Here is a 9,986-nt window from a genome sequence, read left to right on the forward strand (position 1 = left end):
TCCGCCCATATTTAAATTCGCACCTTATCAATTAATTCAAGATGTTCCTGATAGCTTTTACTATAATGATGAGCTCCTTCTTTGTCGGCTACGAAATAAAGATAGTCAGTATCAGCAGGATACAACACGGCATTAATTGAAGCCCTGCCTGGATTAGCTATTGGCCCAGGAGGCAAGCCCATGTGCTGGTAAGTGTTATAGGGTGATTCAATTTGGGTTTCTTTAATTGATAACTCAGCCTTAGGATAGCCTAAAATGTACTGAATAGTGGCACACGACTGCAGCGGCATATCCTGTTTCAATCGGTTAAGAAACACGCTAGCAATAATTGGTCGGTCACCGTCAAGTTTTGCTTCCTTTTCTACCAATGATGCTAGCGTGATAACCTCTGAAATAGACAAACCGACTTCAGAGGCTCGCTCTCTCATACTAGGCGTAAATTGAGTATCAAACTCTTTAACAAGAATCTTCAATAGTTGCTCTTCTGTAGTACCACGTGGCACTTGATAAGTGTTCGGAGAAATATAACCTTCTGCCTTATAGGCTACGCCAATGCCTGACATATATGAATACGGTGCATAGTTTTGAGCTAACTCCTTGAATTTGCTAGCATCACCAATTTTCTGCTGTTCTACAAGCTTAGCAATTTGGTCTATATTATAGCCTTCAGGTATAGTAATCTGACGATAGGCTGTTTGGCCTTGCGCTAACATTTTTACAATTTGTTCAGTAGTCATGTTTCTAGAAATAGCGTACTCCCCGGCTTGCAGGGAACTCTCGATATTATAGACTTTTGCAATTACACGAAACATAATTACACTTTTAATAATATCTTCTTTATATAACAGCTCGCCAATGTCGCTTGCTGACATGCCTGGTTCGATAGTAACTATAGTCTGATCTTCGGTATTTAAACTAACTGGTTTAGCCATTCCAAACATAATACTTCCCATTAAAAGAAAGAATGCTAACACAATTAAAACAGAGCTGGATTTGTTCTTTAAAATATGCCACATATATTACACCTCACTTTTGTACAATTAGGGTAGGAAAAATTCTAAAGATTGTCCATTTTATTATGATAAGTATTATACCACAAAAAGATTAGAAAAACCCAGCTTAACCTTTTCACATCAAAATCTAAGTTTTAAGGCAAAAAAAGATGAAGCCTCTAGGCTTCATCTTCCTCATCAACCATGAGCTCTTCGTAGGCCAGACGAACCTGGTCGAATTCCTCATCAGTTGGATCAACGTATATTTCTTCGCCATTTTCGTCGGTATCAATGCGAGCAATAAAGACATCAATCTCATCATCGCAACCGCATTCAGAATCACCGCAGCCACAGCCTTCTTCATCAATCTCAATTGGTACTAAAATAGCATAACGTTTTTCTTCAACCGGAATTATCAATTCTTCACGGTAATAATACTCATTACCTTCTTCGTCAGTCATAACTACAATTAAATCTTCGTCCATTTCTTCGAGGTCTTCCTTTTCAATATCAGCCAATTACTGTCACCTCACTCTTTCGATGTCTTGTAAAATTGTATCCTAGAAAACCTTTCCTGTCAAGGAAGATGTTGGCGAGGCAAGCTATCAAGATACCCTTGAAGAATAAAGACAGCAGCCATCTTATCTATCACCTTACGGCGTTTTGCCCGACTTACATCTGCCGAAATCAAAGCACGCTCAGCAGCGACAGTTGACAAACGTTCGTCCCATAAAATTACCTTTTGGTTTGAAAAAGTTTCTGCAATCTTTTCCGCAAATTGCTGTACTAATTCCCCGCGCGGCCCTACTGTGCCGTTCATATTTTTAGGGAGGCCGATAAGCACTGTATCAGATTTGTAGCTGTCAATAAGCTCGTTAAGTCTCTTAAAATCATTAGCTTGGCTTGTACGACGAATAACTTCCACTCCTTGAGCAGTCAAACCAAGCTCATCACTTACTGCTATTCCTATTGTTTTGTCCCCAACATCTAAAGCTATTATTCTCATAGTGCCTCCATAATATGTGAAATTTTACTATACAAACCAAAATAAAATTACCTCTGTCGAAATATAATTGCTCGACAGAGGTATATTATTTGTTTGTCATAATTACTACTTACCTTTTACATAAGCCCTGACAAACTCTTCAAGCAATTCGTCCCGTTCTAATTTACGAATTAGTCCTCGGGCATTATTATGACTGGTAATATAAGTTGGGTCACCTGATAATAAGTACCCGACAATTTGATTAATCGGATTATAGCCTTTTTCTTTAAGAGCTCGGAAAACTGTGCCTATAATTTCAGATGCCACATTATTTTCTTCACTGCCAACCTTAAACATCATGGTTTCTTGGGATAAATTGGACATATAATACATCCTCCTCCCTGTTATTATCCCCATACTGATACCATTATATTCTACTTATCCTAGAAATTACCTCCACTTATTAAAAGTGTTTATATTAAGAGGGCGGGCTAAGCCCACCCTACCTAAAAATATCACATTAGTTGTTGTTTAATAATTTCTTCTGCTGCTAAAAGTGCGTCATTTAATTTTTGAGGGTTTTTCCCACCGGCTTGGGCCATATCCGGACGCCCGCCTCCGCCGCCACCGGCAACTTTAGCCGCCTCTTTAACAATATTTCCGGCGTGAATCTTTTTGGCAGTTGCTTCTTTGGTCGCCATAGCAACAAAATTGACTTTATCATTAGTAGTAGCTCCTAAAAGTACAACCCCACTTGTTAAATTATCACGAACCAAATCTGCCATATTGCGCAAGCTATCCATATCATTGACACTGACTTGAGCAATAACATATTGTACTCCATTAAATTCCTTCAAGTTTTTAAGAATATCCTGAACTTGGGCTTTAGCGGATTTAGCGTTTAGAGCTGATATCTCATGTTCAAGATCTTTTACTTTTACAATAAGCCCTTCAAGTTTATTAATACTATCTTCGGGCCTTGCTTTTAATATTTCCGCCATTTTAAGCAGGATATTCTCTCTTGATTGGGTATATTTAATAGCCTCGCGGCCAGTAACTGCCTCTACCCTTCTAATCCCTGAGCCAATTCCGGATTCAGAAATTATCCTAAAGGTTCCAATTTCTGAAGTATTTGCAACATGAGTACCGCCGCAAAGTTCCTTACTAAAAGCATCAACAATAACTACTCGAACTAAATCGCCATACTTCTCACCAAACAATGCGACTGCGCCCATATCTTTAGCTATTTCCTGAGTGGTCTCGATAACGCTTACCCCTGCATTCTCAAGTATTACATTATTTACAATTTGTTCAACTCGAGCAAGTTGTTCATCAGTTACTGGGGCGAAATGAGAAAAGTCAAACCGAAGCCTATCAGGCCCAACTAATGAACCCGCCTGATTTACATGATCACCTAATACTTCCTTTAGAGCCTTATGCAATAAATGCGTTGCTGTATGGTTGCGAGCTGTATCTTGACTGCGTTGGCAATTTAATTCAATTTTTACTTGTTCAGCAGTTTTTATTGTACCTTCCATGATCCGACCTACATGATAAATTGCACCATTAGGCAGCTTTTTAGCCGTTTCGATTTCTGCTTTGCCTATACTTCCCCGGATTAACCCAGAGTCACCTACCTGGCCGCCTCCTTCTGCGTAAAATGGTGTAACATCAAGAACAATGGCAACTTCATCACCGTCATTAGCCTCATTAATGATTTTACCGTCTTTCCACATTAGTGCTACATTGGCACTGGTAGCTTTGGCATCTCTTGCTAACTGCTCAAAATTAAAGTTGGACATATCCGGAATTACCATCACATTGCCATTATCACGACGGGCAGCTCGAGCCCGTTCGCGCTGCTCGCTCATTGCTGCATCGAAAGCTTGCTTGTCAAGTTCAATTCCATGCTCGTTTAAAATTTCAGCAGTTAATTCCCACGGAAAGCCGAAAGTGTCGTAAAGCTTAAAAGCAGTCGCTCCATCTAAGGTAGCCTTGCCGGCTTTTTTAAGTTCACTAATTTGGGCGTTTAGAAGCTCCATTCCTTGGGCCAAAGTAGCGTGAAAACGTTCTTCTTCCAACTGTATTACTTTCTTTATGTATTCTTTCTTTTCAGCTAAATCGGGGTATGGTTCTTCAAACATACCAACTACAACATCAACAGCTTTGGCCAAGAATGGCTTCTCAATACCGAGCAACCGGGCATGTCGAACAGCGCGTCTTAAAACTCGTCTTAAGACATACCCACGGCCTTCATTCGACGGAAGAATCCCATCCGAAATCATAAATGTCAGACTGCGGGCGTGATCACCGATTACCTTTAAGGAAATATCACTATTTGCTGCCTGCCCATAGGCAACATTGGCCACCTCAGCAGCGTATTCGATAATTGGAAACAGAAGATCTGTTTCGAAATTCGATTGCTTATTTTGTAGAACTGATGCTATTCTTTCCAATCCTGCCCCGGTATCAATGTTTTTCTTAGCTAACGGTTGATAATTCCCTTGTTCATCACGATCAAATTGCGTGAATACCAAATTCCAAATCTCGAGGAACCGATCGCAATCACAGCCGACGGCACAGTCAGGACTTCCACAACCGCGTTCTTCCCCTAAATCAATATATATTTCAGAGCAGGGTCCACATGGGCCAGGCCCAATTTCCCAGAAATTATCTTCCAATCTAATAATGCGGTCTTCTTTAACTCCGATCTCATGTTTCCATATCTGAAAAGCTTCATCATCAGTTGGATGGATTGTAACCCATAACTTTTCCTCAGGTAGTTCAAGCCACTCAGTTAGGAATTCCCAAGCCCAAGCTATTGCTTCTTTTTTAAAATAATCGCCAAATGAAAAATTTCCTAACATTTCAAAAAAAGTCTGATGACGTGCTGTACGTCCAACGTTTTCTATATCACCAGTCCGAACACACTTCTGGCTGGTAGAAATTCTTGTATGAGGCGGTTTCATTTTACCGGTAAAAAAAGGTTTAAACGGTGCCATGCCAGCACCGATTAATAGCAAGGTAGGGTCATTCTCCGGGATAAGCGGATAACTTTTTAATATAAGGTGATCTTTACTAGCAAAAAACTGCAAATATTTCTTACGAAGCTCGTTCCCAGTCATATAAATCAAGACATTCAACCTCCACGTTCATTTAGGGACCATCTTATGGAATTATACATAATTAAGATATCATTGTCAATAAATGGTGCTTAAACGAATAATTTATACAAGTGCCTAAAAACAACCTTAACAATTGCTGCAACTGGCACCCCAAGCAGCATTCCGGGAAGTCCACCTAGTTCGCCTCCGACAAAAACAAAAAAAATGACCGACAGCGGATGCAGTCCTACGCTTTCACCAAGTATCTTAGGACCAATTACCGTGCCTTCTAGCTGGTGTATGATTAAGAATAGGATTACTACTTTGAGTGCTAATATAGGCGAGTGTAATAACGCTAACGTAACTGCAGGAGTCGCCCCGATTATGGCTCCGAAATAAGGTATAATATCAAGCAAACCTGCCAAAATTCCAATTAATAACGCAAATCTTACATTTAACAGATAAAGACCTGCACTAACTAATATGCCTACGAGAAATGCCACAAGTAGCTGACCTCTAATTAATCCGTTAAGTACTTTATCAATATCCCTAACAATAATAATAATTTGATTTCGCCATTTACCAGGAATAAACAGCAATAGTTTTTCACGAATTTCGCGCCAATCATGCAATAGATAGAAGGCTAGAACAGGACTTATTACGATGCCGATAAAATAGCTTACACTGTTAATTATTCCATCAACAATTGAAGCTGTGAAACCTTGCAACTCGTTTTCTAATGTTAATAAGGCTTTATCAAATGCAATCCGGAGTGAAAACGGCAAAGACGAATTTTGATATTGTGCTTGAAACTGCTCTAATAGCTGCTGACCTGTTGCCGCCATCGAAGGTATCTCTCTCGCAAAGTTTTCCAGCTCTTTAATCAAGATTGGTACAATTTTAATTGCTCCCAAAGTTAGGGCCCCAAATAAAACACTATATACAATAATGATTGACCACGACCGACTAAAGCCTTTTTGTTCAATATGCGCTACAGCCGGATTAAGTAAGTATGCCAGAAATAAAGCAATTATAAATGGATAAAGGCCACTTTTAACCAACCAAAGAAAATAACCGCATAACGTCAAAACTGCTACAATTAGACTTACTCTGACCACTAGTTTGGTGACTACCACGCCTACACCTCAAAAATTTTCACATATTTTACAAATGTATAGTCGATAAAAATGGAGACCGAATGGTCTCCACCTACTAGTCTAATTTTTTCATAAGCCGTCTGCGCGCATAGCGAGCTTTTCTCATCAGTCCTTGGGTAGTATCGGCGATAGCGTCGACATTAAATTCGGCTATTGGTTTCTTCTGCGGCTTAGTCATAGGACTTATGATGGCGCCTAATATTGTTCCTACAACACTTCCCCAAATTAATCCTTTAAAAAAACCATTATTCATCATACCACCCCTTCAAATTATTTAAACAGTGTCTTGAAATGATTCGTCAAAGAGAGTCAGCGTTCCATCATCCGCAATATTAAATACGGTGACGTCTTGTCCCTTATTAACAAACTCTACACAGCAGTCCCAACAATAATACTGTTCAATTCCGACCTTACCAATAGACTTACGACCACAAACAGGACAAGTTACCACTTAAATACACCTCACACAATTTGTTCGGCATGAAGCAGTTTGGCCATTGCATCAGGAACAATTAGCTTATCTTGTCCAATAACTTGTGCTTGTGGCAAAGGCATAGTTTGGCGTCCATATAATAGGTCGGTTATTACACTGTCTGATACTTGGTATGACCTGATTTCGCCCGTTGCTGCGTCAAAAACTACATCAACCAATACTCCTAGCATAAAACCTGTTTCAGTAAAGATTTGCTTATTAACAAGATCCTTCAGTCGATAAATATTACTCAACGAAGATAGGTCAGCCAAATCTTTAATTACCTCAGAACCGCGCACCATTAACGCGTCCCGGCCGATACTAAATAAATCCTCAAAACTAACGCCAAAAGCCTTAAAAAACCAATTTTCACTATCAATCATGACACCACGAATAACAGCCTGATCAACGTCCAAAAGAACCTCTTCTACCATTCCAATCTGCGTACCAGTAACAGTTTCTAATACCGGTAGGCCAATTAAGTTGCTAACTTTTTGCACTATACGGCCTCCTTACAGATCGTAAGCTTATTATGTCCAAAAAGCACTGAACTTATTAAGCTTGTTTAAAAAAGGAACTTTTATCTAGTGTTTCTCACGGCTTGTTGAATAATTCCTCCGCCCACTACAATGTCATCATTATAAAATACTACCGACTGGCCCGGCGTTATAGCACGCTGCGGCTGCTCAAACTTAACCCGAACTTGATAATTACCAATTGGAATTATTTCAGCTTGTGCCGGTGTTGCACTATATCTAATTTTCGCGGAAACGATCATTGGCTGTGTTAGTTGATCCACAGTAATAAAATTAAGATCAGCCGCTATTAGCTCATCAGCAAAAACTTCATCTCCATTCCCTACAACTACTGTATTCGCTTGCGTATCTAGAGCTACAACATACAGCGGATGGCTGGCAGCAATGCCTAGACCTTTGCGCTGACCTATTGTATACAATGGCAAGCCTTGATGCTGACCCAGTACATTTCCCTTAGTATCTACGATTTTACCGGGTTTTAATGCGGCAGGCGCCTTTTCAGCCAAAAAACTCTTATAATCATCATTAGGGACAAAACAAATCTCTTGACTATCCGGCTTATTAGCTACCGATAGACCTAATTCATTAGCCATTTTTCTTGTCTCAGTTTTATGATAAGTACCAAGCGGCATCATAAAATGCTTTAAGGTGTGCTGATTTAAATGATATAACGCATACGATTGGTCTTTTGAATTGTCTATCCCTTTTTTTAGTAAGTATCGTCCTAATTCTTTACTGTATTCAATAATTGCATAGTGGCCCGTAGCCACATATTCAGCCCCTAATTCCCTAGCTCGATGAAGCAAGCCTTCAAATTTTACATACCGATTACAAGCGATACAAGGGTTGGGTGTCTTTCCTGCCGAGTATTCGGCGATAAAATAATCAACAACCGTTTTCTGAAACATCTCTCGAAAATTGAGCACATAATAAGGTATGCCGATTTTTTCAGCTACCCGGCGCGCATCATCAACAGCAGACAGCGAACAACAGCCACGATGATCAACATCGTCCTGGGGCTCATAATTGTCCCAAATTTGCATTGTAATACCAATAACATCATAGCCTTGACGCACAAGAAGGGCGGCAGTTAAAGAACTGTCCACCCCTCCGCTCATGGCTACAACCACTCTGGGTTTAGCACACATTAATTAAATCACTTTCCTTTTTTCTCTATATAGTCTTTAATTGCTTCATGCAGAGCATCAGCGGCTAGGTTTGAACAGTGCATTTTTGCAGGTGGAAGTCCTCCTAAAGCTTCAGCAACTGCTTGGTTAGAAATCTTTAATGCTTCGTCCAACGTTTTCCCCATAACTAATTCTGTAACCATGCTACTAGTAGCTATTGCCGCGCCGCAACCGAAAGTCTTGAATTTGACATCTTTGATAATATCGTCCTCAACTTTTAAATAAATTCTCATAATGTCGCCGCATTTAGCGTTGCCCACTTCACCAACACCATCGGCATCACTAATTTCACCAACATTACGGGGGTTAGTAAAATGGTCCATTACTTTTTCTGTATACATGCCAATCTCTCCTCTCCTAATGCTTGCATAAAATACAGGGATTTGACGCCGACATTTGACTCGACGCACTTAACGGCGACATACTGCGTAATCGTTCGACAATCTCTGGCAGAACAGTTAAACAATATTCTATTTCTTCTTGGGTGTTTCCACGTCCGAGACTTATTCTTAGTGAACCATGGGCAACCTCGTGAGTCAAGCCCATTGCTAAAAGAACATGAGATGGATCAAGCGATCCTGACGTACAAGCCGAACCGCTAGATGCTGCAATGCCTTTTAAATCAAGATTTAAAAGGAGCGATTCGCCCTCGATATACATGAAACTAAAATTAACGCTTCCTGGCATGCGTAGGGTTGGATGTCCATTTAGTTTAATATCTGACACTTTGTCAAATAGACCTTGTATAAGCTTATCTCGTAAAGCCGTGATATGGGTAATTTTCTTGTCCATATCTCGCTTCGCAATCTCAGCTGCTTTCCCCAGACCAACAATTCCCGCTACATTTTCAGTACCGGCACGCAGACTGCGTTCTTGACCGCCGCCATGCTGCAGAGCGTCAAGACGAACACCGCGTCGAACATAGAGTGCGCCAACGCCCTTAGGTCCATGGAATTTATGTGCAGAAAGAGTAAGTAAATCAATATTATATTCTTTAACATTAATTGGGTAATTGCCGGTGGCTTGAACCGCATCGGTATGAAATAAAATGCCTTTATCTTTTGCAATTTTCCCAATTTCCTTAATCGGTTGAATGGTTCCCACTTCATTATTTGCAAACATAACACTAATAAGAATAGTCTTATCAGTGATAGCTTTTTCAACATCCTCAAGACGGACCATTGCATTCTCATCAACCGGCAAATAAGTTACAGTAAAGCCCTGTTTTTCCAGATATTCACAAGTATGTAAAATAGCATGATGTTCTATTGCTGTCGTAATTATATGATTGCCTTTCTTACGATTAGCAAATGCAACTCCCTTTAAAGCAAGATTATCGGCCTCAGTGCCGCCGCTAGTAAAGAAAATCTCGTTAGCATCTGCTCCTAATAACGCCGCTACACGCTGTCTCGCTTCATCTACTGCCTTTTTTACTTCACGTCCAAATGAATGAATACTAGATGGATTGCCAAACTTCTCAGTCATATATTCCATCATTAATTCAGCTACTTCATTGTCAACCGGTGTAGTAGCCGAATGATCAAAATAAATTC

General features: G+C 40.1%; 12 protein-coding genes. All 12 read right to left on the bottom strand.

The window, feature by feature from the left end; translation table 11 throughout:
* Positions 1-11: 11 nt before the first annotated feature.
* Positions 12-1,016, bottom strand: a complete 1,005-nt coding sequence (gene mltG / locus GX348_03140; GenBank protein ID NLP41183.1) for an endolytic transglycosylase MltG — start codon at positions 1,014-1,016, stop codon at positions 12-14.
* Between the two features lie 155 nt (positions 1,017-1,171).
* Entirely contained in the window at positions 1,172-1,510 is a 339-nt protein-coding gene (locus GX348_03145) for a DUF1292 domain-containing protein (GenBank protein ID NLP41184.1), read from the bottom strand.
* Between the two features lie 59 nt (positions 1,511-1,569).
* On the bottom strand, positions 1,570-1,998 hold the full coding sequence (gene ruvX, locus GX348_03150) for a Holliday junction resolvase RuvX (protein NLP41185.1): 429 nt from the start codon (positions 1,996-1,998) through the stop codon (positions 1,570-1,572).
* Between the two features lie 105 nt (positions 1,999-2,103).
* On the bottom strand, positions 2,104-2,361 hold the full coding sequence (locus GX348_03155; GenBank protein ID NLP41186.1) for an IreB family regulatory phosphoprotein: 258 nt from the start codon (positions 2,359-2,361) through the stop codon (positions 2,104-2,106).
* Positions 2,362-2,492: 131 nt separating this feature from the next.
* Positions 2,493-5,111 (bottom strand): alanine--tRNA ligase, encoded by a 2,619-nt coding sequence (gene alaS / locus GX348_03160; GenBank protein ID NLP41187.1) that lies wholly within the window; start codon positions 5,109-5,111, stop codon positions 2,493-2,495.
* Positions 5,112-5,191: 80 nt separating this feature from the next.
* On the bottom strand, positions 5,192-6,217 hold the full coding sequence (locus GX348_03165; protein NLP41188.1) for an AI-2E family transporter: 1,026 nt from the start codon (positions 6,215-6,217) through the stop codon (positions 5,192-5,194).
* A gap of 76 nt (positions 6,218-6,293) precedes the next feature.
* Complete coding sequence (locus GX348_03170; protein NLP41189.1) at positions 6,294-6,494, bottom strand: hypothetical protein; 201 nt, start codon at positions 6,492-6,494, stop codon at positions 6,294-6,296.
* An 18-nt stretch (positions 6,495-6,512) separates the two neighbouring features.
* Positions 6,513-6,689: a hypothetical protein gene (locus tag GX348_03175; GenBank protein NLP41190.1), complete on the bottom strand. Its 177-nt coding sequence runs from the start codon at positions 6,687-6,689 to the stop codon at positions 6,513-6,515.
* Positions 6,690-6,700: 11 nt separating this feature from the next.
* Complete coding sequence (locus tag GX348_03180; GenBank protein NLP41191.1) at positions 6,701-7,210, bottom strand: photosystem reaction center subunit H; 510 nt, start codon at positions 7,208-7,210, stop codon at positions 6,701-6,703.
* A gap of 80 nt (positions 7,211-7,290) precedes the next feature.
* Positions 7,291-8,394: a tRNA 2-thiouridine(34) synthase MnmA gene (gene mnmA, locus GX348_03185; protein ID NLP41192.1), complete on the bottom strand. Its 1,104-nt coding sequence runs from the start codon at positions 8,392-8,394 to the stop codon at positions 7,291-7,293.
* Positions 8,395-8,402: 8 nt separating this feature from the next.
* A complete protein-coding gene (nifU, locus tag GX348_03190; GenBank protein NLP41193.1) occupies positions 8,403-8,774 on the bottom strand; it encodes a Fe-S cluster assembly scaffold protein NifU in 372 nt (123 codons plus the stop codon).
* A 16-nt stretch (positions 8,775-8,790) separates the two neighbouring features.
* Positions 8,791-9,986, bottom strand: a 1,196-nt coding sequence (nifS, locus tag GX348_03195) for a cysteine desulfurase NifS (GenBank protein ID NLP41194.1), incomplete at its 5' end; no start/stop codon positions are given.

It is taken from the genome of Veillonellaceae bacterium (assembly GCA_012523975.1).
GTDB lineage: Bacteria > Bacillota > Negativicutes > JAAYSF01 > JAAYSF01 > JAAYSF01.